Origin of the sequence: Vibrio sp. OPT20 (assembly GCF_963889365.1) — a bacterium.
In the GTDB taxonomy this organism is placed as follows: domain Bacteria; phylum Pseudomonadota; class Gammaproteobacteria; order Enterobacterales; family Vibrionaceae; genus Vibrio; species Vibrio splendidus.
Genome location: NZ_CAWPOA010000106.1, coordinates 111344 through 135897 on the forward strand (window position 1 = coordinate 111344; position 24554 = coordinate 135897).

At 45.6% G+C, this 24554-nt stretch carries 19 protein-coding genes and 1 other RNA gene; 2 read left to right on the forward strand and 18 right to left on the reverse strand.

What is annotated here, in order from left to right:
- Positions 1-78 precede the first annotated feature (78 nt).
- From mutT to rsmI, 18 genes are all read right to left on the reverse strand, one after another.
- Complete coding sequence (mutT, locus tag AACR09_RS22325; RefSeq protein WP_017084773.1) at positions 79-477, reverse strand: 8-oxo-dGTP diphosphatase MutT; 399 nt, start codon at positions 475-477, stop codon at positions 79-81.
- Between the two features lie 358 nt (positions 478-835).
- Positions 836-3562: a preprotein translocase subunit SecA gene (gene secA, locus AACR09_RS22330; protein ID WP_017077687.1), complete on the reverse strand. Its 2727-nt coding sequence runs from the start codon at positions 3560-3562 to the stop codon at positions 836-838.
- A 388-nt stretch (positions 3563-3950) separates the two neighbouring features.
- Positions 3951-4868, reverse strand: coding sequence for a UDP-3-O-acyl-N-acetylglucosamine deacetylase (lpxC, locus tag AACR09_RS22335; protein ID WP_017080243.1), 918 nt, complete (start codon positions 4866-4868; stop codon positions 3951-3953).
- 96 nt (positions 4869-4964) lie between these two features.
- Positions 4965-6194, reverse strand: a complete 1230-nt coding sequence (gene ftsZ, locus AACR09_RS22340; protein ID WP_017084771.1) for a cell division protein FtsZ — start codon at positions 6192-6194, stop codon at positions 4965-4967.
- A 31-nt stretch (positions 6195-6225) separates the two neighbouring features.
- Positions 6226-7494: a cell division protein FtsA gene (gene ftsA / locus AACR09_RS22345; RefSeq protein ID WP_004729844.1), complete on the reverse strand. Its 1269-nt coding sequence runs from the start codon at positions 7492-7494 to the stop codon at positions 6226-6228.
- Positions 7487-8179 (reverse strand): cell division protein FtsQ/DivIB, encoded by a 693-nt coding sequence (locus AACR09_RS22350; protein WP_004729846.1) that lies wholly within the window; start codon positions 8177-8179, stop codon positions 7487-7489. Before AACR09_RS22350 ends, ftsA begins: the two co-directional genes overlap by 8 nt.
- Positions 8180-8457: 278 nt before the next feature.
- The gene (murC, locus tag AACR09_RS22355; protein WP_017084769.1) at positions 8458-9918 is read right to left on the reverse strand and encodes a UDP-N-acetylmuramate--L-alanine ligase; all 1461 of its coding nucleotides are present in this window, start codon (positions 9916-9918) and stop codon (positions 8458-8460) included.
- 13 nt (positions 9919-9931) lie between these two features.
- On the reverse strand, positions 9932-10993 hold the full coding sequence (gene murG, locus AACR09_RS22360; RefSeq protein WP_193835721.1) for an undecaprenyldiphospho-muramoylpentapeptide beta-N-acetylglucosaminyltransferase: 1062 nt from the start codon (positions 10991-10993) through the stop codon (positions 9932-9934).
- Positions 10994-11005: 12 nt separating this feature from the next.
- On the reverse strand, positions 11006-12202 hold the full coding sequence (gene ftsW / locus AACR09_RS22365) for a cell division protein FtsW (RefSeq protein ID WP_017091317.1): 1197 nt from the start codon (positions 12200-12202) through the stop codon (positions 11006-11008).
- A 22-nt stretch (positions 12203-12224) separates the two neighbouring features.
- Complete coding sequence (gene murD, locus AACR09_RS22370; RefSeq protein ID WP_017084767.1) at positions 12225-13541, reverse strand: UDP-N-acetylmuramoyl-L-alanine--D-glutamate ligase; 1317 nt, start codon at positions 13539-13541, stop codon at positions 12225-12227.
- 57 nt (positions 13542-13598) lie between these two features.
- Positions 13599-14681, reverse strand: coding sequence for a phospho-N-acetylmuramoyl-pentapeptide-transferase (gene mraY / locus AACR09_RS22375; RefSeq protein WP_004735991.1), 1083 nt, complete (start codon positions 14679-14681; stop codon positions 13599-13601).
- Positions 14678-16051 carry a UDP-N-acetylmuramoyl-tripeptide--D-alanyl-D-alanine ligase gene (locus tag AACR09_RS22380; RefSeq protein WP_193835722.1) on the reverse strand — a complete coding sequence of 458 codons (1374 nt, stop codon included), beginning with the start codon at positions 16049-16051 and terminating at the stop codon, positions 14678-14680. Before AACR09_RS22380 ends, mraY begins: the two co-directional genes overlap by 4 nt.
- On the reverse strand, positions 16051-17535 hold the full coding sequence (gene murE / locus AACR09_RS22385) for a UDP-N-acetylmuramoyl-L-alanyl-D-glutamate--2,6-diaminopimelate ligase (protein ID WP_108155626.1): 1485 nt from the start codon (positions 17533-17535) through the stop codon (positions 16051-16053). The genes AACR09_RS22380 and murE overlap by 1 nt, the downstream gene beginning before the upstream one ends.
- Positions 17536-17553: 18 nt before the next feature.
- A complete protein-coding gene (locus AACR09_RS22390; RefSeq protein WP_017077679.1) occupies positions 17554-19311 on the reverse strand; it encodes a peptidoglycan glycosyltransferase FtsI in 1758 nt (585 codons plus the stop codon).
- Positions 19308-19625, reverse strand: coding sequence for a cell division protein FtsL (ftsL, locus tag AACR09_RS22395; protein ID WP_004735995.1), 318 nt, complete (start codon positions 19623-19625; stop codon positions 19308-19310). Before ftsL ends, AACR09_RS22390 begins: the two co-directional genes overlap by 4 nt.
- A 3-nt stretch (positions 19626-19628) precedes the next feature.
- Positions 19629-20579 carry a 16S rRNA (cytosine(1402)-N(4))-methyltransferase RsmH gene (rsmH, locus tag AACR09_RS22400; protein ID WP_193835723.1) on the reverse strand — a complete coding sequence of 317 codons (951 nt, stop codon included), beginning with the start codon at positions 20577-20579 and terminating at the stop codon, positions 19629-19631.
- 228 nt (positions 20580-20807) lie between these two features.
- An RNA gene (rnpB, locus tag AACR09_RS22405) (RNase P RNA component class A) lies at positions 20808-21247 on the reverse strand.
- Positions 21248-21423: 176 nt separating this feature from the next.
- Positions 21424-22290, reverse strand: a complete 867-nt coding sequence (gene rsmI, locus AACR09_RS22410; RefSeq protein ID WP_139683826.1) for a 16S rRNA (cytidine(1402)-2'-O)-methyltransferase — start codon at positions 22288-22290, stop codon at positions 21424-21426.
- Positions 22291-22351: 61 nt separating this feature from the next.
- On the opposite strand from rsmI, the gene AACR09_RS22415 reads away from it, so the two are divergent.
- Together AACR09_RS22415 and AACR09_RS22420 are read left to right on the forward strand one after the other, a co-directional pair.
- The gene (locus AACR09_RS22415) at positions 22352-24169 is read left to right on the forward strand and encodes a penicillin-binding protein activator (protein ID WP_193835724.1); all 1818 of its coding nucleotides are present in this window, start codon (positions 22352-22354) and stop codon (positions 24167-24169) included.
- Positions 24156-24554, forward strand: a complete 399-nt coding sequence (locus tag AACR09_RS22420) for a YraN family protein (RefSeq protein ID WP_017077677.1) — start codon at positions 24156-24158, stop codon at positions 24552-24554. The genes AACR09_RS22415 and AACR09_RS22420 overlap by 14 nt, the downstream gene beginning before the upstream one ends.

A 24554-nucleotide genomic window follows, 5' to 3' on the forward strand; every position in this document is an offset into this window, starting at 1 on the left:
TCACTGCTCATCTGTCGCAGCAACGTTCATTCGATTAATCTCTTTAAACTAACAACAATCTCAAACTCAGGCTAGCAATTACGAAAACTCTTTTATTACTCGCTCTAAAATGGGCACATTCGCTTCAGGGAATGCGTATTGACTCAATGATTCAAGATCGACCCATTCACCTTGTTGCCCTTCTTTACCATAAGGCTGTTGCTCGAAATCAGTCACAAGAATGAAATCAAACTTAAGCGACTTGTCACTGTAATCAAATTCAAGGTGCTCAAACAGAGACTGATCTGTCACCTTAATGCCAATTTCTTCATCAAGTTCACGAGCCATCGCCTGCTCAATGGTTTCGCCCGCTTCTACTTTACCACCAGGGAATTCCCAGAAACCGCCTTTGTGCTTGTCGTCTGGGCGTTTAGTGATAAAGACCTGTGACTTATCTTGGTTGAAGATAATACCTGCGACAATATGGATTCTTTTCATATGATGATGTTCCTTAATAAAACGCTTCGCTCAAGCAGCCCCTGAATACGTCATCCTCAAGAAGGAGTAACGACTGAGGTGGGAAGCTAATACAACAACCTTAAGCCAAACTATCAAACAAGATTCCCTACTGCGCTCGTTCCTCGCTATAGGGATTGACGACTTACCTTTCGACAAAAAGATAAGCCATGAAATTTACATACAAAAAAAGCCGCCTAAGCGACTCTTTTTAATAGCAGTAAGTTTTTATGAAGCTAAGTTGTAACGCGTTAAGTGCAAGGAGGAGGCACGGAGCTTACGTTAGTAAGTGAGTACCTCCGACACTGCAATTATCCGTTACAGCGAAGATTCACCAAACTTAGTCAATTTTACCGTGACACTGTTTGTACTTCTTACCACTTCCACATGGACATGGTTCATTACGACCCACTTTACGCTCATCACGTACTACCGTTTGTGGAGATGCTGCATCCGCTTCATCGTCAGCTAGCTGGTTTTCAGCCGTTGCGTGTTGTGCTTGTGCACGACGCGCCGCTTGTTCAGCTTGAGCTTGACGTTGAGCTTCCATCTTTTCAACTTCTTCTTGTTGCTGAACGCGAACTTTAGAAAGGATGGTAACAACATCTGTTTTCAGCACATCGAGTAGGCCTTCAAACAGTTCAAACGACTCACGCTTGTACTCTTGTTTCGGGTTCTTCTGAGCATAACCACGTAAGTGGATACCTTGACGAAGGTGATCCATCGCAGCCAAGTGCTCTTTCCAAAGACCGTCTAGCGTTTGTAGCATCACAGACTTCTCGAAGTTACGCAGTACTTGAGCACCAACCACTTCTTCTTTCTGTTTGTACGAATCTACCGCCATACCAAGAATACGCTCACGCAATGCTTCTTCATAAAGCTTGTCGTCTTCGTCTAACCAACCTTGAATATCAAAGTCTAGGTCGAAGTCATTCTTCAGACGATCTTGCAGACCCGCGATATCCCACATGTCTTCAAGAGATTGAGGAGCGATGTATTCATCAATGACTGACGCCAGTACATCTTCACGGTTGTGTTCGATCATCTCGCTGATGTCATCAGAACTCATCAGTTCATCACGTAGCTCATAAACAACCTTACGTTGGTCATTGGCTACATCATCGTACTCAAGAAGCTGCTTACGGATGTCGAAGTTACGACCTTCCACTTTACGTTGAGCTTTTTCAATTGAGCGAGATAACATCTTAGATTCAATCGCTTCGCCTTCGTCCATACCACTTTGGATAAGACCAGCCATACGATCAGACGTAAAGATACGTAGCAGAGAATCTTCCATTGATAGGTAGAAACGAGAAGAACCTGCATCACCTTGACGACCAGAACGACCACGTAGCTGGTTATCGATACGGCGAGATTCATGACGCTCAGTACCAATGATGTGCAGACCACCTGACTCAAGAACTGTATCGTGGACAACTCTCCAGTCAGCTTTGATCTTGTCGATCTGCTCTTTCGTTGGATTATCTAGCTTCTCAATTTGTGCCTGCCAGCTACCACCTAACACGATATCGGTACCACGACCTGCCATGTTAGTTGCGATAGTTACCGCACTCGGCATACCGGCTTGCGCAACGATCTCAGCTTCCATCTCGTGGAACTTAGCATTTAGTACGTTGTGCTTAATTTTTGCTTTTTTCAGTGCGTTAGACAGCAGTTCAGATTTCTCGATAGAAACCGTACCAACCAGTGATGGCTGACCAGCCGCAACACGGTCTTTGATGTCTTCAATGATCGCATTGAACTTGTCTTCTTCAGTACGATAAACCACATCTGGCATATCGTTACGAACCATAGGCTTGTTGGTTGGGATAACCACCGTTTCTAGGCCGTAGATAGACTGGAACTCGAAAGCTTCAGTATCAGCAGTACCTGTCATGCCTGACAGTTTTTCGTACAGTCGGAAGAAGTTCTGGAATGTAATCGATGCTAGCGTTTGGTTTTCATTTTGAATCTTCACACCTTCTTTAGCTTCAACAGCTTGGTGTAAACCTTCAGACCAACGACGACCTGGCATAGTACGACCAGTATGTTCATCAACGATAACCACTTCGCCTTCTTCAGTAACGATGTAGTCGACGTTTTTCTCAAACAATACGTGTGCACGAAGCGCAGCATTCACATGGTGCAATAGGCTGATATTGGTTGGAGAGTAAAGTGTGTCACCCTCTTCCATCAAGCCGTTTTTGACCATTAGTTCTTCTACAAATTCTTGACCGTTTTCAGTCAGGTGAACCTGTTTTGATTTTTCGTCCATGGTGTAGTGACCTTCACCACGGTACTCTTCTGAATCTTCTTTATCTTGACGCTCTAGAGAAGGAATTAGAGTGTTAATGCGCGTATAAAGGTCAGAACTATCTTCAGCTGGGCCAGAGATAATTAACGGAGTACGAGCTTCATCAATTAAGATTGAGTCAACCTCATCGACTACAGCGAAGAAGCGCTCACGTTGAACTCGGTCTTCAGCACGGAAAGCCATGTTGTCACGAAGGTAATCAAAACCAAACTCGTTGTTTGTTCCGTATAGGATGTCAGCTTGGTACGCTTCTTTTTTCTCTGGCGGAGCCATGTTTGCCACATTCACGCCAACAGTCATGCCAAGGAATTCAAATAATGGACGGTTTGTTTCCGCATCACGCTTCGCTAGGTAATCGTTCACCGTTATTACGTGAACACCTTTGCTTGGTAGCGCGTTTAGATAAGCTGGTAGGGTTGCGGTAAGTGTCTTACCTTCACCAGTACGCATCTCTGCAATTTGGCCAGCATTTAGAACCATGCCACCAATCATTTGCACGTCAAAGTGACGCATGCCGTAAACACGCTTAGACGCTTCACGTACCGTAGCGAAAGCTTCAGGTAGAAGTTGATCTAACGATTCACCTTTATCTAAGCGCTCACGAAACTCAACCGTTTTTGCTTTTAGCTCTTCATCAGAAAGTGCTTCAAACGTTGGTTCGTAGTTATTAATTTCTTTTACAATTTTTCTAAGGCGGCGCAGTGTTCTGTCATTGCGACTGCCAATTACCTTTGTCAGCAGCTTAGTAATCATGTGCTTGGAATCTCTTCGTTCTCAGATCGTCCGCGATCTATTTTAAATGCCGTCAGTCTCTACTAGCTATGAACTAGTCTTCAGTTACTAACCAAGGATACTGAGATAAATCTAGTATCTTTGATATTGTACTTGAGAGTAGAGTTTTCAAGGCTTGAGTTAAAATTAATGCCCTTTAGTGTAAGTAATTTTCACACTAACGACCATTTAGAACACCATTTGTTTGATGTGCTTGGAACTTTTCTTTCTAATTGCTGATGGATTAAGCAGACAGCAGCCCATTAGCCAGCAATTTCCGGAGGTTAACGACACTGTATCTGGAAAATAGATACAAAAAAACCAGGCCAATGGCCTGGTTTTTGAAATCTTATATTGTTGTAAACAACAATTACGCTAGAACCATACCCGGTTCTGCGAAAGCAACTGGAGAGCCAGCTTCTTCTTCGAATGTTGCCCACTCCCAAGCTTCTGCGTCAGCAAGAACTGCACGTAAAAGTTGGTTATTTAGGCCGTGACCTGATTTGTATGCACGGAACTCACCAATAATAGCGTGTCCACACATGTAAAGGTCACCAATCGCATCCAATACTTTATGAGTTACAAACTCATTATCGAAACGAAGGCCTTCTTCATTAAGAATTCGGTATTCGTCCAGTACGATAGCATTATCAAAGCTACCGCCAAGTACTAGGTTTTGAGACTGAAGGTACTCAATATCGCGCATGAAACCGAAAGTACGAGCGCGAGAAATCTGCTTCACAAAACCTTGTGATGAGAAATCAAACAACAAACGTTGCTCATCGGATTCAATTGCAGGGTGGTTAAAGTCGATCTCAAAGTCCATACGGAAGCCGTTAAATGGAACAAACTCTGCCCACTTATCGCCATCTTCAAAACGGATAGGCTTTTTGATTCGAATAAAACGTTTCGCTGCATTCAGTGTTTCTACACCCGCTTGCTGTAGCAAGTATACGAATGGGCTTGCGCTACCATCCATAATTGGAATTTCTGGAGCATCGACTTCAACAATAATGTTGTCGATACCCATTCCAGCTAGAGCTGCGTTAAGGTGTTCCACTGTAGAGATACGTATGCCTTCGTCATTAACAAGAGCAGTACATAACATAGTGTCACGAACTGATGCTGGATCAGCTGGGAAATCTACAGGTGGATTGACATCTGTACGACGATAAACAATACCTGTATTTGCAGCTGCCGGGCGAAGAGTAAGTGTGACTTTACGACCAGAGTGGAGACCCACACCAGTTGTTTTCACAATTTCTTTCAGAGTACGTTGTCTGATCATCTGCTTGCCTCGTTATCAGTGCTACAAATCACGGTCAGTATTTACCAACCGCGAATTTTACCATTAATTCGACGATAGTCAAATTTTGGGTATTTGTTAATCAGCCTGACGTCGTAAAAATGCTGGAATATCTAAATATCCGCTCTCTTTCTCAGCTTTAGGTGCTGCACTCTGGCTAGCGCCTGTACCCGAAGAAACAGGTGACGTTGTTGGCTGTGGTTTAACTTGAGGTTTTACCTCAGTTTTTTCCTGCAATGGTTGTGCCACTTTCTCTTCCACTTTTGCTGCTGTTTGAACAGCAACTTGAGGTTGAGGCGTTGGCGCTACTTTTGCTTTACCACCAGCAACTAGAGTAATGTCTGGTTTTTTCTCTGTGCCGATACCTGTTGCAACAACAGTTACACGGATTTCATCCGTCATATCAGGGTCTAGAGAGGTACCAATAACAACCGTTGCGTTATCAGAAGCAAATGCCTTAACTGTATTACCCACAGTTTCGAATTCATCTAAACGCATATCTAGGCCTGCAGTGATGTTCACAAGAACGCCACGCGCGCCAGCTAGGTCGATGTCTTCTAGTAATGGGCTAGAAATTGCCGTTTCAGCAGCTTCTTCAGCACGGTCTTCACCTTTTGCGATACCACTACCCATCATTGCATGACCCATTTCCGACATCACAGTGCGAACATCCGCGAAATCGACGTTAATCATACCAGGGCGAGTAATTAGCTCAGCGATACCTTGTACAGCGTTTTTAAGTACATCATTTGCACTTGCGAAAGCTTCTAGCAGTGTTACGCCACGGCCAAGTACTTTAAGTAGCTTTTCATTTGGAATCGTAATTAAAGAATCCACATGTTTAGAAAGCTCTTCGATACCTTGCTCAGCAAACGCTAAACGCTTTTTGCCTTCAAAGCTAAATGGCTTAGTTACAACAGCAACCGTTAGCACACCCAGCTCTTTCGCAACTTCAGCAATAACTGGAGCAGCACCTGTACCTGTACCACCGCCCATACCAGCTGCGATAAATACCATATCGGCGCCAGTTAGAACTTCTTTAATTCTTTCTCGATCTTCGAGAGCTGCATCACGGCCTACTTGTGGATTTGCACCAGCGCCCAAACCTTTAGTGATATCACCACCAATTTGGATCACGCTGCTCACGCTCGTTTTACGAAGGGCTTGTGCATCAGTATTAACACTGATGAACTCTACGCCTTCGATCGATTCACGTACCATGTGCTCAACAGCATTACCGCCACCGCCACCAACTCCAACGACTTTAATTACTGCATCGTCAGACATTTCCATCATCGGTTCAAACATGTGTTATCTCCGTTTTTTCCTGCAACTCAGGTTAAAACTCTTTTTGTATCCAATTACGCAATTTACCAAACAAGCCTGACATAGAAGGTGCTGAACGCTTAGGTTCGCTGTAATCACCCTCATCACTTATCTGACAATCTCTTGCGTAATGAAGTAAACCAACCGCCGTAGAATGATACGGCTCTTTAACATAGTCAGTTAAGCCACTAACTTCTAACGGCTTACCAACTCGAACTTGATTGCGGAAAACACGTTCCGCACACTCTACCAATCCGTCAATTTGTGCCGCTCCACCAGTGAGAACGACGCCAGCTGCAAGGTGGTGTTTAATACCTTCATCTCGTAGCTGTAATTGAACCGTATCAATAGTTTGGTTAACGAGACCCATAAGTTCAGTGTAACGTGGTTCAATCACTTCCGACAAAGTTTGTCTTTGCAAACTTCTCGATGGACGGCCACCTACACTAGGGACGTTAACAGAATCATCCTTGCTTACGAGTTCACTCAGAGCGCAACCGTGGTTTACTTTTATCTCTTCAGCATCGCTCACTGGCGTGCCGAAAGCGAAGGCAATATCACTGGTTACTGCATTTCCTGCGTAGGAAAAGACTTCTGTGTGTCGCAATGCGCCGCCAGTCCAAATGGAAATATCCATCGTACCAGCACCAATATCAACAACACATACTCCAAGCTCTCTCTCGTCGTCAGTAATTACCGCATTGCTTGAGGCAAGTCCTGAAAACACGATTTGTTCTACAGTGAGACCACATCGTTCAACAGCTTTAATAATGTTTCTCGCCATGTCGCTGTGGCAAGAAATTAGATGAACACTGACTTCCATTCGAACACCAGATAAACCAAGTGGATTCTTGATCCCCTCTTGATAATCGATGGTAAATTCTTGTGGAATCACGTGCAGAATTCTCTGCTCATCACCTATTTTAATTGATTTCGCGGTATGGATCGCTCGATCCATATCGTCTTGAGACACCTCTTCATCAGAAATAGTGCCCATGCCTTTTTCAATTCGGCTTGCGATATGTTTGCCCGATAGCGAGATAAACACATTGCTGATTTGGCATTCCGCCATCAACTCTGCTTGATCAATGGCTCGCTGAACTGACTTCACTACCGATTCTAGGTCGTTTACACCACCTTTATCCATACCTCTAGATGGGCTTTGCCCTGAACCAATGATATTGATTTGACCATCAGGCAATATTTCACCAACTAGAGCTGATATGGTCGCAGTGCCTATATCAAGACCAACGATTATGTTGTCATCTGCGGTCTTAGTCATCTGTGCTCTCTTCTAACTCTTGCTCTGGAAACCAGCCTACAGCGGCTCCCGTATCATACCTGAGGTCGATGTAGCTCACTTGATTCGCTTTACTACCAAGTTCGTTGTAAAGCGAAATGAAGCGTTCAACACGCTCATCTAAAGAATCTTTACCTAGTTCTAAACGGATACCGTTATCTAGGATTATTTGCCAAGCGCGACGCTCATTGAGAACGAGCGAGGTAACGGTTAACCCTAGATTGTTAATCAAAGGGGTTATTTGTCGCCACTTTTCTATCACTTTTTGGCTGGTGCCGTCTGGGCCGTAAAGCTTGACTCTATCGCCCTTCAAAAGACCGATATCACCATTAAACACCTGACCATTATCATTCAACAGCATGTTACCGTTCCAGATTGCTGCTGCATGATACTCAGTCAAAAATACTTTTATTGTGTCTGGCCACTGCTTACGAATGGACACCACTGAAACCCAAGGTAACGCTTCTAAACTGTCTTGCAACACACCGATGTCTTGCGACATGAACGTTCCAATATGCTCTAGCTCGCCAAAGGCATGTTGAACATCACCAGCAGTTACGTAAGTTAAGTCGCCTTGAAGTACTATTTTGGAGAGAGGCAATCGCTGATCGTCCCACATCCAAGTCAGTGTGGTATAGAAAAGAAATCCAATGAATAGCAGTACCATGACAAAAAAAGACCCGCCTACAGCGTGTTTCTTTAGCGATGGTAAACTGAATAGGTGGCGGTTTTCGCTAAAAGTACTTTCTACCAAAGCCCGCATTCCCTGTCGTTGGTTCGCAATTCTATTCCCTATCTTCGTAATAGAGGTAAAAGCACTTACTTTAACCTATGAATTATACTGAGCAAAATCAAACTATCAAACGTTGATAATAAGATTTTTGGTCAATTTTAGGTCAATCGCAAGAAGTGAGCGATCAACCACAGTCTGTATACAGTATTCTGTTACGCGTTTTGCATCTTATTAATGTCTAATTGTAGCGATTCAAGTTGCTTCGCTACACGACCAACATCACCAGCACCCTGTGTTAAAACAAGGTCTCCGCCTTGAATAACGTTGGCTAAAACCGACGGCAGCGTGTTGATATCAGCAACAAAGATGGGATCAATCTTACCACGCCCACGAATAGTTCGACTTAACGAGCGTCCGTCAGCCCCTGCAATAGGTTTCTCACCTGCAGAATAAACATCTAACAGAATAAGCACATCAACCTGCTCAAGAACGTTCGCGAAGTCATCATACAGATCGCGAGTGCGGCTATAACGGTGCGGTTGGAAGATCATCACAAGACGTTTATCAGTCCAACCACTTCGCGCAGCTTGAATGGTGACATCAACTTCGGTTGGGTGATGGCCGTAATCATCGACCAGCATTGCAACACCCTTACCCGTTTCATATTCACCAAGGTGATCGAAACGACGACCAGTGCCTTCCGTTCCAGCCATCGCTTTTAGAATCGCTTCATCGCTGATGTCATCTTCCGTCGCAACCGCAATCGCCGCTGATGCGTTCAGTGCGTTATGGCGACCGGGAATGTTCAACGTAATATCTAGATTGGCTTTACCTTTGCGAACAACCGTAAACTTGCCTTGCTGACCTTGTTGTACATAGTTTTCAATGCGGATATCAGCGTCTTCTGAGAAGCCGTAGGTAATCACTTGACGGCTAACCTGAGGAATAAGCTCACGTACTACCGGATCATCCACACACATCACAGCCTGACCGTAGAATGGCAGATTGTGTAAGAAATCAATAAACGTCTGCTTTAGCGTTTCAAAATCGCCGCCGTAGGTATCCATATGATCCGCTTCAATGTTAGTCACAATACTAACCATTGGTTGCAGGTGTAAGAATGACGCGTCACTTTCATCGGCTTCAGCGATAAGAATACGACTCGAACCTAGGCGAGCATTGGTACCAACACTTTTTACCAAACCACCGTTTACGAAAGTTGGATCTAAACCCGCTTCCGAATATATTTGTGTCACTAGCGCGGTCGTAGTGGTTTTACCGTGCGTACCTGCCACAGCAATGCCATGACGAAAACGCATCAGCTCAGCCAGCATTTCTGCACGACGAACGATAGGTGTACGCGCTTCACGAGCAGCAATAATCTCTGGGTTTTCTTCGTTGATAGCGGTTGAAACCACCACCACACTTGCATCAGCAACGTTACTTGCTTGGTGGCCGATGTAAACGGTAGCACCCTTGCTAACTAAACGATCGGTCACTGGGTTTTGAGCAATATCAGAACCCGTGATCTGGTAGCCTTCATTAAGCAAGACTTCAGCAATCCCGCTCATTCCTGCGCCACCAATACCGATGAAGTGGATAGATTTAACACGGCGCATCTCTGGCACCATTGCACGGATTTGCGCTAAGTCTTGGGTATGTTCAATCGTCATCAATTCAATCTCATTATTTTGCTAAAGCTTTAATCGCTTCAGCGACGGTCACATCAGCATCAAGCTTGGCTGCTTGACGAGCTTTTGTTGCCATCATTTTTAATTCATTTCTATCAAGCTGAGCAATCGTGTTCGCTAGCTTATCAGCCGTCAATTGAGGCTGTTCAATCATTAACGCTGCGCCACATTCAACTAGGTGATCGGCATTCAACGCTTGCTGTCTGTCTTTATGCATAAACGGAACGAAGATAGAACCCACACCGGCTGCAGACACTTCTGATACGGTTAATGCACCTGAGCGACACACTAATAGATCTGCCCACTCATAAGCTTGCGCCACATCATCAATAAATTCAGTCACTTGAACATTATCAACAGAATGTGATTTGTATTGTTCAATCACTTGCTGTTGATTGTTTTTACCGGCTTGGTGCATCACAGTAAAACCAACGCCTAACTGAGCCAATGTTACAGGCAGAGTATCGTTAAGAATTTTAGCACCTTGGCTGCCACCCATAACTAGGATACGAATATCGCCGTCACGCTCTGCCATGCGTTGCTCGGGTTCTGCTAAGCCAACAACATCTTCACGCACAGGGTTACCAACAACGTCAGCCGTTGGAAAAGCACCAGGGAAAGCTTGGAATACTTTTTTAGCAATTTTAGATAGCCATTGGTTGGTTAAACCTGCCACTGCATTTTGTTCATGCAAAACTACAGGAATACCGGATAACCATGCCGCGATGCCACCGGGGCCACTCACGTAACCACCCATTCCAAGCACCACATCTGGTTGCCATGCTTTGATGTGCTGTCTTGCTTGAAGTATGGCATTAATAATCTGGAATGGCGCTTTAATTAGCTTGCTAATGCCTTGACCACGCAGGCCTTTCACCTTGATGAAGTCGATCTCAATACCATGCTTTGGCACCAGATCCGCTTCCATTCGGTCCGCAGTTCCTAACCAGCGAATTTCCCAACCTTGTTGCTGAAGCTTTTTCGCCACCGCTAACCCTGGGAAAACGTGACCACCAGTTCCACCAGCCATCACTAAAAGTTTTTTGTTTTGTTTCATCACGTTAGATTCTTATTCTACTAATTCGTTTTGATTGTCGGCTTGTTCTTTTTGTTGCATTCGGCATTCGTGATCGATACGCAGCAGCATAGAAACCGCTACTGACATCACGATAAGGCTTGAACCACCGTAACTGATAAGCGGCAGGGTTAGACCTTTGGTCGGAACAATACCCGATGCAGCACCTACGTTAACAAGCGTCTGAAAAGCAAACCAAATACCAATACCAAAGGCAAGATAACCACTGAATAACTGGTCGTTCTCGAAGGCTTTTTTACCAATTAAAATGGCTTTAAGCACCAAACTAAAAATAAGGACCAGCACTAAGGTCACGCCAACAAAACCCAACTCTTCAGCCAATACCGCAAACACAAAATCGGTATGTGCTTCTGGTAAATATTCTAACTTCTGAACCGAGTTTCCAAGGCCTTGCCCCATCCAATCACCACGACCAAATGCCATTAGCGATTGAGTTAACTGGTAGCCACTGCCAAACGGGTCATTCCACGGTTCCCAAAATGAGGTAACACGTCGAACACGATAGGGCTCAATAACAATCAAGCCGACGACTGCGGCAATACCCGCCACCATCAAGGCAATAAACTGTGAAAGCTTGGCTCCTGCGATAAATAACATTCCGAACAAGGTCACCAGCATTACAACTACTGTACCTAAATCGGGCTGGCCAAGTAGTAACACAGCAAAAGCACCGAATACCATGATCGGTTTACCAAAGCCACCGAAGAAGGTTTTTCTCACTTCGTCTTGTTTACGAACTAAATAACCCGCCATAAAGATAAACAGCGACAACTTAGCGACTTCAGCGGGTTGTAAGTTAAATAATCCAAGAGGGATCCAGCGCGATGCACCGTTAACCGACTTACCGACAGCCAATACCACGACCAGCAAAAAGAAGGATAAACCCAATAAGTACATACTGTATTGAAACCAACGTTTCATTGGAATTTGCAATATGACGCTGGATACGATTAACGCCAACACAAGGAAAATGGCATGGCGGAACATAAAGTGAAACGGCTGATCAGTTAAACGTGCACTGATTGGGAACGAAGCAGACGTTACCATCACCAATCCGGTCAGCATCAGTCCAAGAGCAATCCATACCAACTGACGATCGTAGAGCGCCTCTGGTGTGGCACGGTTTAGCCATTGCCAAATGGATTGATTAATCTCTTTCACTCTTTGCACTGAATGTTAGTCCTTCAACACGTTAGGCATACTCATGGGCAAGGTCAGTGAACGCATCACCTCTCGCCATGAAGTTATTAAATTGATCGAAGCTCGCACACGCTGGAGACAACATCACCATATCACCGGCAACTAACTGCTTCGAGACACTCTCGATAATGTCACGCATGGTATCAAACGTCTTAGCCGATGGATGCAATGGCATAAATTGCGCGGCATCTTCACCGAAGCAACACAGTTGAACACGCTCTAGCTGTGACAACACAGGTTCAAGCTCACTAAAATCAGCGCCCTTACCTACACCACCAACCAGAAGATACAAGGTGCCTTGATATTCTAAGCCCGACAGAGCCGCTAATGTACTGGCTACGTTGGTTGCTTTCGAGTCGTTAACCCACTTAATAGAACGCTTATCAGCCACCACTTGGCAACGATGCGTTAAACCATTGTAGGCCTTCAGAGCTTCAAGGCTTTTGCTGTAATCAATACCGACTTGTTTAAGCAGTGCTAGCGAGACTAGCGCATTTGCCACATTGTGACGTCCAACCAATGTTAAATCTTGAGTAGGAAGTACTGGCTTGCTGTTATCCACCAGCCATTCAGTACCATCAATCGTCGCCACACCAAACTCTTGGTCGTCGAGTCCGAATGTCACTAATGGCATACTGTGGTCAGGATAAGTCTCTTTGTCTTCGCGGTTTACAATCGCGTACTGAGCGTTGTTAAAAATTCTTAATTTGGCGTCACGGTAATCGGCCATGCCTTGATAGCGATCCATATGATCTTCTGACAAGTTCAAAAAGGCCGCCGCTGCAAGGTTTAGACTGGATGTTGTCTCTAGCTGAAAGCTTGAAAGCTCAAGGACATATAAATCAGCATCAAGCTCAAGAAGGTCTAAGGCAGGAATACCGATGTTGCCACCAACACCAACGTTAAGACCAGCAGCCTTTGCAAGTACACCCGTTAGATCGGTCACTGTGCTCTTGCCATTGGAACCTGTAATAGCCACAACAGGTTTGTCTACCGCCCAGCCAAACAGTTCAATATCGCCAACAACCGGAGTTCCCGCTTGAATAACATCTTGTATTTCAGGCGTCGCTAAGGCGATACCTGGGTTAGCAATCACCAAATCAGCTTCCGCTAACCATTGGCTATTCCAACTTCCAGAATGCAGTTCTACCGATTCAGGTAAAGATTCCTTTCCTGGTGGTAGCTCTCGAGTATCAATCACCTTCACATGAGTATGAGGCTGATATTTTACGAGATGTTTAACGACAGAGAGCCCGGTAATACCGAGCCCCACAACCACTACATTTTGAATATTTTGCCAACGTTCCATTTAAACAAGATGCTCTTAATAGTTTTAAAGAGCCCCTACTCAGAGGCTCACATAGGATTAACGAACTTTCAGTGTCGCTAGACCAACCAGTACTAATACCATAGAGATGATCCAAAAGCGCACGATTACACGCGGCTCTGGCCAACCTTTCAGTTCATAGTGGTGGTGAATCGGAGCCATGCGGAAAATACGCTGACCACGCAATTTGTAAGAGCCCACCTGCAGAATAACTGACAAGGTCTCCATTACAAACACACCGCCCATGATAACCAGTACCAACTCTTGGCGAACTAACACCGCGATCACACCCAGTGCACCACCAAGCGCTAGTGAGCCAACATCGCCCATGAATACTTGCGCTGGGTAAGTGTTGAACCATAGGAAGCCAAGTCCAGCACCGACGATAGCAGTACATACAACCACAAGCTCAGAAGTGTATGGGATGTATGGAATGTGTAGATATGCTGCAAAGTTAACGTTACCTGTTGCCCAAGCAATCACAGCAAAACCAGCAGCAACCATAACCGTTGGCATAATGGCCAAGCCGTCTAGGCCGTCTGTTAGGTTCACCGCGTTACTGGTACCCACAATAACAAAATAAGTCAGTACGATGTACAATAAACCTAATTGTGGCATCACATCTTTAAAGAAAGGAACCACCAATTGAGTTGCTGCAGTATCGTGCCCGTGAGCATACAGAGCAAATGCCACAACCAATGCAATAGCCGATTGCCAGAAGTACTTCCAGCGAGCAATCAAGCCATCGGTGTTCTTACGAACCACTTTACGGTAGTCATCAACAAAACCGACCGCGCCATAACCAGCAAGTACAACTAATACAGCCCAAACATAAGGATTGGAAAGATCAGCCCACATCAATACCGTAATAATGATCGCAGCTAAGATCATCACGCCGCCCATGGTTGGTGTACCACGTTTGCTAAAGTGAGATTCAGGGCCGTCATTACGAACAACTTGGCCAATTTGTAGCATTTGCAGACGCTCAATTAAACGAGGTCCCATCCACAGCGACAGACATAAAGCCGTCAAAATACTCGCGATTGCACGAAACGATAGGTATTCGAACAAACGGAAAAAAGAAAGGTGTGGCTGTAGTAGCTCTGCAAGCCAAATTATCATGAAAAGTTCTCCTTTAAAGCAGCGGCTATTTTACTCATTCCTGCACTATTCGCGCCTTTTACCAACAAGGTATGTGACGCGTTTTCTGGCAAGCGTAAGTGCTGCTCTATGTGCGCGATCATCGCTTGATGCGTTGCAAAGTGGGTACCGTTACAGACCTCACTAATCACCTTGGTATCATCACCGTAAGTGAGTACATGCTCAAAAGCGAATGGGGCAGCATATTCACCGACTTGACGGTGAAGTGCAAGACTTTCGTCGCCTAATTCAGCCATATTGCCTAAAATCAACCAACGTTGACCTTTGAAGCTCGACAGCAGTTTGGCTGCCGCCTTCATCGCGGGTACACTGGCGTTATAACTGTCATCTATCAGCTTGATATTCTGACTTAATTGTTGAACCTCAACTCGTCCTTTAACCGAGATAAGATTCACTAAACCACTTTTTATTTCATCAAGCGTTGCGCCAAATTGAATGCTCAACGCTGCAGCCGCCAACGCGTTCGCCACGTTATGCTGACCAATAATACCAAGTTCAACAGCCGTAGCACCTTGTGGTGTTTGCATATCAAAGCAAGCTTCGCCTTGGTCGTTGATTTCGATATTTTCAGCAAAATAATCGGCTTCACGACTACCTTCAGAAAATGTCAGCACCGCTTTATCCGCAAGTACTTCATTCCAAAAATCACCACCGTTGCTCTCTAAATTAACAATAGCAGTATCACCAGCAGCAAGCCCCTGAAAAATTTCACCTTTCGCTTGTTTCACACCATCAATAGAACCAAAGCCTTCTAAATGAGCCGCGGCTACATTATTAACTAAGGCAACTTGTGGCTTCACTAGCTGAGTGGTATAGGCAATTTCACCAATATGGTTAGCGCCTAATTCGATCACAGCATAGTCATCATTGGGTTCACTGCGTAACAAGGTCAAAGGCACACCAATATCATTATTGAAGTTACCCGCCGTAAACAGCACCTTGCCACGTTGCTGTAAAATGCTCGCCACCATCTCTTTAACGGTCGTTTTGCCACAGCTGCCTGTAATCGCCATCGTTGGCACATCACATTGTTTGTGAATCCAAGCACTTAGTTCACCTAAAGCAAGTTTAGTGTCTTCGACAACAACTTGAGTAATATTTAGGTCAAGTTTTCGTTCGACTAACAACGCGCTCGCGTTTGCTTCAACGGCTTGATGGCAAAAGTCATGCGCGTCGAAACGCTCTCCAACAATAGCGACAAACAAGGCGCCTTCTTCAACGGTACGAGTATCCGTTGAAACTGCATTGATTACGTTATTGTTCGAGTTGTCCGCTTTAATCAGCTCACCACTGACCACGGAGCAGATTTGCTCAAGTGATACATCAATCATTATGAAATACCTAAAAGTTGAAGCGCAGACTCTCGGTCTGAGTAATGTACCGTTTTGTCTTTCAATACTTGGTAATCCTCATGGCCTTTACCAGCCAGAAGAATAATGTCATCGCTGCCTGCCTGCTCAAGCGCAAACTTAACGGCTTGATAGCGATCGTGTTCGACAAACGCAGCTTCAGGTTTACTTAAGCCAGCCAACATGTCTTTGACAATCAGTGCCGGTTCTTCGCTGCGAGGGTTATCATCTGAAATAATGATTTTATCGGCGAACTGCTCTGCGGTCGCTGCCATCATAGGGCGCTTACCAGTGTCGCGATCTCCACCACAACCAAAGATTGCCCACATTTTACCGGAGCAATGCACGCGCAGTGCTGCCAGTGCTTTCTCTAGCGCATCGGGTGTATGAGCGTAATCGACAACCACCTTGGCTTTGCTCGGAACTTGGAAAAGCTCCATTCGGCCAATCACAGGTTGAAGCTGAGGCGCAGTGTCGACCAAGATTTGCTTTTCGATACCCAAAGAAAGCAAAGTAGCAAAAGCAACCAGTACGTTTGATGCGTTGAACTGACCAATCAGTGGAACAGAAAGCTTCCCTTGTCCCCAACTACCATCAAAAGAGAGCTTGATACCGGTTTCTGCATAAGCGACATCAGATGCCCACACCGACTGTTGATAGCCCGTTAGCGGTAACAGTGAGACTGCAATGGCATTGGATAAGTCCGGCATCCAAGCTTTACCCACTTCGTCATCCACATTGATCACTGCGTGCTTGCATTTGTGTTGAGTAAACAGGCTCTTCTTAGCCAGAGCGTACTCTTCCATCGTGCCATGGTAATCAAGATGATCACGACTTAAGTTAGTAAATACACCAACCTCAAAGTCCAAAGCCTTTACTCGACCTTGCACCAAACCATGAGAAGATATTTCCATTGCGGTATAAACCGCTTTTTCTGCAGCTAACTCACTCAGCGTGCGCTGTATTTCGATAGCACTGCCTGTGGTGTTCGCTGCGGTTTTTAGATTGTCTAAGAAACCATTACCTGTCGTGCCCATAACCGCTGAGCGTTGGCCGACGAGATCAAGCCATTGAGCAATCAATTGGGTGATGGTGGTTTTGCCATTGGTGCCGGTAACACCAATCAACTTAGTGGCTTGAGACGAGTAAACACGACCCGCTAACTCAGATAGCACCAAGTTAAGGTTGTTAATGTAAATAACAGGGACAGTATCCAACCATTCAATCAGACCATGAGGCTTTTCAGCATCGGCCTGTGCAATAACAGCATGAGCTCCCAGTGCGACCGCTTTGTCGATAAAACGACGGCCATCAACAGCATGTCCGACTACGGCAACAAAAATATCACCTTCCTTGATGGCTCGGCTATCTAGCTCCAATTGCTCAACAGCAATCGACTCCAGTTCAGGTGAACTAAAGTCTCCCCAAGGAGAAAGTAAAGATGACAGCGTGAGGCTATTACTCATATTGAATCCTGATTAACTCTATTCTTGAAACTTATTTTCATCAGCAGGGACGTTCATTATTTGCAGTGCGCCCTTCATGATTTCAGAAAAGACGGGGGCTGCGACTGAACCACCATAGTAAAGGTCGCCTTGAGGCTCATTGACCACAACAACCAATGCCACTCTTGGATCACTAACTGGAGCAAAACCTGCGGTAACCGCGATGTATTCATCACTGTAGCCGCCAGCTTCAGCCTTACGAGAGGTACCCGTTTTGGCTGCAACGCGGTAACCCGGAACGGCAGCTCTTGTCGCCGTACCACCTTTTTGAGTCACCCCTTCTAGCATATTCAAAACCAGTTCAGCGTTCTCGCGCTTGATGATTTGCTTAGAAAAATCTTGGTCGTTACTCTTAATAATATGAATCGGCTCATACAAACCTTTATTAGCTAACGTCGCATAGGCATGTGCCAACTGCATCGGCGTAACAGACAAGCCATAACCGAACGCTAAGGTGGCAATTTCAAACTTTGACCAACGACGGCGATTCGGGAAAATACCGCTCGTTTCACCAACCAAATTCAGCCCAGACATCTCGCCTAGACCAACCGAACTGTACATCCCAAGCAAGGCTTCAAGTGGCATGTTAAGCGCCAATTTAGCAACACCGATGTTACTCGACTTCTTGAGGATCAGCGCTAAGTCAGCCTTACCGACTTTAGAAGAATCTCGTACACGACTACCACCGATCTGCATAATGCCATTGCCAGTATCAATCACGATATCTGGGTCTGCAGTGCCGTTCTCTAGCGCCGCCAAAACCACAAAAGGTTTCACGGTCGAGCCAGGTTCCATTGCATCGGTGAGCACGCGGTTACGCATTTTGAAGCTTTGTAAGTCAGCGCGGTTATTCGGATTATAAGAAGGGGCATTAACCATGGCTAACACGGCACCCGTTTTCACATCGAGTAATACCGCAGAGCCTGAAGTCGCCTTGTGATCGGCCACGGCCTGCTTAATCGCTCGATAAGCAATGGCTTGTAATCGTTGATCGATCGTTAATTCGAGTGGTTTGCCTTCTTCACGCTCTTCTAAAGCAATGTTTTCAACAACGCGTCCATAGCGATCTTTACGAATCGTCCGCTTACCCGCTTCGCCCGTGAGCCATTTGTCATAGCTGCGTTCAACGCCTTCCAAACCGTGCCCATCAATTCCGGTAACACCGATAAGGTGTGCACTGACTTCGCCTGCGGGGTAGTAACGTCGAGATTCCGCTTTCAGGCCAACACCCACCAGCTTTAGTTCACGAATATACTTAGCCATCGCTGGGCTAACTTGTCTTTGTAGGTAAACAAATCGGCGGGATTTGTTGCTAGAGATCTTGTCGATCATCGATTGTCGTTCTAAGCCAAGTACATCAGCTAACGCATACCAACGATCAATCTGGGCCATGCCATTTTTATCGAAAATCGTTTTCGGGTCGGCCCATACCGCCTCAACTGGAACACTCACAGCAAGCGGTTCGCCATTGCGGTCTGAGATAATGCCGCGGGCGGAAGGAATAGCCTTAACACGTACCGAGCGAAGATCGCCCTGACGGATTAAGTTATCTGGTTCAATAATTTGGATGTAAGCCACACGACCAACGAGTGCAGCAAAGGCAAGAAACACGAAAGCAATAACGACGTTGAAACGCCATTTAATAAGAATTGGATCCGAATCCTTTTCGCTCTTCACTCGCTCTTTCGTTGATTTCTTAACGGGTTTAGCGGGTGCTTTTTCCTTTTTACCGGTCATTTCAGTGTGATCACAACTTCTTTGTCAGAGTCTGGACGTTTCATGTCGAGCTCTCGTTTTGCCGATGCTTGAACGCGGCTATGTTCAGCCAAAGCCGTCTCTTCAAGCATTAAATTTCGCCACTCATCATCAAGCTGTTCTCGTTCCACTAATGCCATGTCTTTTTTCGTGATCGCCTGACGTGAATTATGTGTCGTAAGAACGACCCCCATCGCACTCGCAAAGATACAGATAAGAAGTACCAATGGAACCTTGCCCACGGAGATCAAATCAAAAAATATTATCTTGGCTAAGTTAGGCTTGGAGGTCTTCATTGACTATAGCTTTTCTGCGATTCGTAGTACTGAGCTACGCGAACGAGTATTCTCATCCACTTCATCTTTAGAAGGCTTGATCGCTTTACCAATTGGTTTTAGATCGGCACTGCCTAAAGCTTTAATTTGATCTTCTGTTAGCGGTAAACCGTGAGGAACCTGTGGCCCTTGGCTCTCTTTACGGATAAAGCGCTTCACCATGCGGTCTTCAAGCGAGTGGAAGCTGATAACAGAAATACGACCTTCAGGAGCAAGAATGCTTGCTGCGCCTTTCAGTGCGGTATCAATCTCTTCAAGTTCGCTGTTGATGTAAATACGGAATGCTTGGAAAGCACGTGTCGCTGGGTGCTTTTTCTCTTTGAAGCTCTTTGGAGCGACATCAGAGATAAGCTTAGCCAATTGACCAGTACGCGTTAGCGGTTCGTTCTCTTCATTCTCTTGATAAGCGATGATGCCTTTCGCGATACGACGAGCGTGTTTGTCTTCACCGAACTCACGAATAACCCATGTAATGTCATCAAGATCCGCTTCAACTAACCACTGAGAGACAGGAACACCTGTTGTTGGGTCCATGCGCATATCCAGCGGACCATCTTTCATAAAGCTAAAGCCACGTTCAGCATCATCCAACTGTGGTGAAGAAACACCTAAATCCAGCAATACGCCATCCACTTGACCGACTAAGTCATAACGCTCTGCATATTCAGCCATACCCGAAAATGGACCATGGATAATCGTAAAACGAGGATCATCAATCTTCTGAGCTTCAGCAATCGCTTGTGGATCGCGGTCGATACTAAAGAGTCGTCCATTCTCGCCCAGTTTAGACAGGATTGTACGGCTGTGACCACCACGGCCAAAAGTACCATCAATGTAGGTACCGTCAGGTTTGATCGCAAGTCCGTCAATAGATTCGTTAAGCAATACTGAAATATGTTTGAATGCTTCTGTCATAGTCTTCTCAGTGAGTGGATTGAGCCATTAGTTCGGCAATAATTTGTTCTATTAACGTTTTAGTGTACTGATTTCACGCCGTATCTCCACCATATTGTGTATAGGCTTTGGGAATTTTTGACCCAAGCTCATATCAGGGTGAAGGATTCTAAGGAAATCTAAATCATTTACGTCAATATAAAGCAAAAAACCCATCACTACCGTTAAGTAATGATGGGTTCTTTATATAGGTGGAGTTGACACATACGCCGGGTTCTGTTCCGCTTGCGCGGCGGTAACCATTCGTCTAGGCCTGCAATCGCTCACAGGCTCAAGCAATCTACCCGCCCCCATACGCGAGCAGCGCAATGCGAGGGCCTATTTGATCTTGCTCCGGGTGGAGTTTACCTTGCTACGAACTGTTGCCAGTCGCACGGTGCGCTCTTACCGCACCCTTTCAGCCTTACCTGTACCCCTTCCGAAGAAATGAGGCCATCGGCGGTCTTCTCTCTGCTGCACTTGTCGTGGGCTCGCGCCCCCCAGATGTTATCTGGCACCCTGCTCTATGGAGCCCGGACGTTCCTCCCCTCTACCAGTCTCCCGAAGGACTTCAACGTCAGTTTCCCGAAGGACCTCAACGTCAGTCTCCCGAAGGACATCAGCAAAGCAGCGATTACCCGTTCAACTCCGAGGGCGGATTGTATAGAGATTAGGGGGCAGTGTCTAGCGAGATCACAAATATGGTGCAAACCTCTAAGCAACTGCGTGAATTTTACACAATTCAGACAAAAAAAGAGGAATGACGGCAATACCATCATTCCTCACAAGCTTTTCAATACAGGTTAGCTACTCTATAAAGAGGTCTCTAGTTGTCTAGATGCTCTAAGCCCCATTTGTATAAAGCGTTCTTTTTCAGATTGTAGATTTCTGCTGTCATCGCAGCCGCTTTTTTAAGGGGGAGCTCTTTGGTTAGAATGCCGAGTGTGCGAGTTGCTTCGTCTGGCAGATCGGTGCTCGCTTCTTCACGGTGACCATGGATCAGCAACACCATCTCACCACGTTTGCGGTTCGCGTCTTCTTCAATCCACTCAATCAACTCACCTAATGGTAATCCTTGAATGGTTTCGAATGTCTTGGTTAGCTCACGAGCCAACACGACCTCACGGTCTGGTCCTAAGATCTCTAACATGTCCTGCAGAGAATCCGTAATACGGTGCGGTGATTCGTAGAAAATACATGTGCGCTCTGCTTTTGCAATCTCTAAGAACTTGTCTTTACGACCCTTGCTCTTTGGCGGTAAGAAGCCTTCAAAGCTGAAACGATCTGACGGTAAACCTGACGCACTGAGTGCGGTAATCACAGCACAAGCACCAGGAAGTGGCACAACTCTCACACCCGCTTGACGACATTGTGAGACAAGATGGTAACCTGGATCACTGATTAAAGGAGTACCCGCATCAGAGACTAATGCGATAGACTGACCTTCTAATAACCTTTCGACTAGAACTTGTGCTTTAGTTTGTTCATTATGATCATGTAAAGCGAACGTTCTGGTTGATATATTGAAGTGAGCAAGCAGCTTACCCGTGTGGCGTGTGTCTTCGGCTGCAATAACATCGACACTTGATAAAATTTCAATTGCTCTTTGAGTGATATCTCCCAAATTTCCGATTGGGGTTGGCACAATGTAGAGAGTTGGGCTCTCTGTGAGCAAGGTTTTGTTATCTGTCATTTGTTTACCATCACTTCAACGATTAATATAGATACAAATTTATACGGAATTTAAAGAACTCATGGCAACGATGAACCATAAGAGACTCAGTGTACCACGCTTACTAACTCCAATTGCATTAGCAATTACATTGGCGGCTTGTTCTTCAGGTCCTCAAGCACCAACGCGTGTTGATATTACACTAGATCCAGCGCAATCAACTGAAAGTTACATGATGCAGGCGGATAGTAGCAAAGGAAGTCTACAAAACGACTGGTTAATCATGGCACTTAAGGCTTCTGTGCAAGCTGGAAAAACCGATCAAGCGACTCTGCTTATCAAGCGCTTAGCCAAACAAGAACTGAGTGAAGTTCAACAAGCAGAATGGCAATTAGCTCGCGCTCAACTGCTGGTGAATAACTCGCAACCACAGCAAGCGTACAGCCAGCTGAACTTTCAGCCTTGGTGGAAGCTTCCGAACGAGCAGTGGAAAGATTATCACGAGCTACGCGCTAACATTTCTGAAATGCAAAGCGAGTATTTCGAAGCAAGCCGTGAGTTAGTCCTTTATTCAGAATACGTAGACGCTGATGACGAAAGCCAACAGATAACTGCCGACCGTATTTGGCAGAACCTGAATAGCTACTCTCAATATGAGATTCTAGAACTTAAGACTTCTCCGACAGAAGACGTTCTAGCAGGTTGGTTACAGCTGGCTATTTATATGAAGACGCTGAACTCTAACCTTCCAGACCTACAGAAAACTCTGTCTGATTGGCTGGCTGAGAATCCTCGTCATCCTGCAGCAACCTACACACCTCAGGCGATCACTGACATATTGGCGCTAGAGATCAGCAAACCAACCAGCACTGCGCTATTACTGCCGCTCACGGGTAAGTACGGCAAGCAAGCACAGCTTGTGCGTGATGGTTTCATCTTTGCGATGATGAATGACAAAGAGCGCGAAGAAAACGCAACGCTAACGGTTATGGACACCAACGTACAAAGTGCTGCTGAAATTAAAGCGACACTGGAAGAGAACAAGGTAGATTTCATAGTTGGCCCGCTGATTAAGAGCAATATTACCAAGCTTCAGCAAGCGCAGAAAAACCACGAAAATTCGATTCCAGCTTTAGCTCTAAATATTCCGACGCAGCTAGAACCTGATACCAACATTTGCTATCTCGCTCTATCGCCAGAGCAAGAAGTCGCTCAGGCAGCGAAACACCTTTTTGCTCAAGGCTACAAGTACCCGCTTATTCTTGCGCCAAAAGGGCGTTTAGGTGACCGCGTTAAGCAAGCGTTTGAGAAAGAGTGGACAAAATACAGCAACAACGAAGTCGCGATTACCTTATTCTCTGACAAGCGCCAACTTCAGCGCAATGTGAATCAGGTATTCGGCTTACAAGAGAGCCAACAACGTATTGCTCAAATGGACGGGCTACTTAACCTAGACCTAGAAACTGAACCGCGCAGCCGTCGTGATATCGACTCTGTTTACATTGTGGCGAAGAACTCAGAGCTTACGTTGATTAAGCCTTTCATTGAAGTCGCGATTAACCCAGATGCTGACCAACCAGCCTTGTTCTCAAACTCACGCAGCAACAGCGGTGACAAGCAGTACGAAGATCTAACGGGTGTGTTCTACAGTGACATCCCACTATTGGTTGAGAGCAAGAACGAGCTTAACAAAGAGCTAAACGACCTATGGCCTGCACATTCAAACGGCCAAAAACGTCTGCAAGCACTAGGGATGGATGCCTACTACCTAATGGATGCATTGCCACAGATGAAAGCCGTACAGGGTTACAGTATTCCAGGTGAAACCGGCGTGTTAACCATCGACAACAACTGTGTTGTTCAACGTGAAATCAGCTGGGCAGAGCATGGGGCTTTTTAGCCGAAAGTTCCTGTCCAAACCAACAATCACCCACAAACAAGTGGGTGATAAATACGAGACCGTGGCTAAAAATTATTTAGTTGGCCACGGATTATCGTTAATTCAAGAAAACTTCATAGCTAAATGTGGCGAGATTGATCTTATAATGCGCCATAACAATACGATTGTGTTTGCTGAGGTAAAATACCGCAAGCAAACCCGCTACGGACATGCCGCCGAAATGGTGACAGCAAAGAAGTCACAGAAGCTGCTCAAAACAGCCAATGTTTGGCTTATGCAGCAAGGCTTGTCGGTGCACTCTACAGATTTCAGGTTTGATATCGTTGCCATAGAAGGGCCGAATGACAATATCGACTGGATTCAAAACGCGATTACCCAAGGATAA

Excerpts from the sequence above, each read along its gene's own strand:
- ftsA (WP_004729844.1), bottom strand. The coding sequence starts at position 7,494 with ATGACTAAGACCGCAGATGACAACATAATCGTTGGTCTTGATATAGGC.
- secA (WP_017077687.1), bottom strand. The coding sequence starts at position 3,562 with ATGATTACTAAGCTGCTGACAAAGGTAATTGGCAGTCGCAATGACAGA.
- mraY (WP_004735991.1), bottom strand. The coding sequence starts at position 14,681 with ATGATAATTTGGCTTGCAGAGCTACTACAGCCACACCTTTCTTTTTTC.
- AACR09_RS22415 (WP_193835724.1), top strand. The coding sequence starts at position 22,352 with ATGGCAACGATGAACCATAAGAGACTCAGTGTACCACGCTTACTAACT.
- AACR09_RS22390 (WP_017077679.1), bottom strand. The coding sequence starts at position 19,311 with ATGACCGGTAAAAAGGAAAAAGCACCCGCTAAACCCGTTAAGAAATCA.
- AACR09_RS22420 (WP_017077677.1), top strand. The coding sequence starts at position 24,156 with ATGGGGCTTTTTAGCCGAAAGTTCCTGTCCAAACCAACAATCACCCAC.
- lpxC (WP_017080243.1), bottom strand. The coding sequence starts at position 4,868 with ATGATCAGACAACGTACTCTGAAAGAAATTGTGAAAACAACTGGTGTG.
- murD (WP_017084767.1), bottom strand. The coding sequence starts at position 13,541 with ATGGAACGTTGGCAAAATATTCAAAATGTAGTGGTTGTGGGGCTCGGT.
- ftsL (WP_004735995.1), bottom strand. The coding sequence starts at position 19,625 with ATGAAGACCTCCAAGCCTAACTTAGCCAAGATAATATTTTTTGATTTG.
- AACR09_RS22380 (WP_193835722.1), bottom strand. The coding sequence starts at position 16,051 with ATGATTGATGTATCACTTGAGCAAATCTGCTCCGTGGTCAGTGGTGAG.
- murE (WP_108155626.1), bottom strand. The coding sequence starts at position 17,535 with ATGAGTAATAGCCTCACGCTGTCATCTTTACTTTCTCCTTGGGGAGAC.
- rsmH (WP_193835723.1), bottom strand. The coding sequence starts at position 20,579 with ATGACAGAAGCATTCAAACATATTTCAGTATTGCTTAACGAATCTATT.
- murG (WP_193835721.1), bottom strand. The coding sequence starts at position 10,993 with ATGAAACAAAACAAAAAACTTTTAGTGATGGCTGGTGGAACTGGTGGT.
- AACR09_RS22350 (WP_004729846.1), bottom strand. The coding sequence starts at position 8,179 with ATGGTACTGCTATTCATTGGATTTCTTTTCTATACCACACTGACTTGG.
- mutT (WP_017084773.1), bottom strand. The coding sequence starts at position 477 with ATGAAAAGAATCCATATTGTCGCAGGTATTATCTTCAACCAAGATAAG.
- rsmI (WP_139683826.1), bottom strand. The coding sequence starts at position 22,290 with ATGACAGATAACAAAACCTTGCTCACAGAGAGCCCAACTCTCTACATT.
- ftsZ (WP_017084771.1), bottom strand. The coding sequence starts at position 6,194 with ATGTTTGAACCGATGATGGAAATGTCTGACGATGCAGTAATTAAAGTC.
- murC (WP_017084769.1), bottom strand. The coding sequence starts at position 9,918 with ATGACGATTGAACATACCCAAGACTTAGCGCAAATCCGTGCAATGGTG.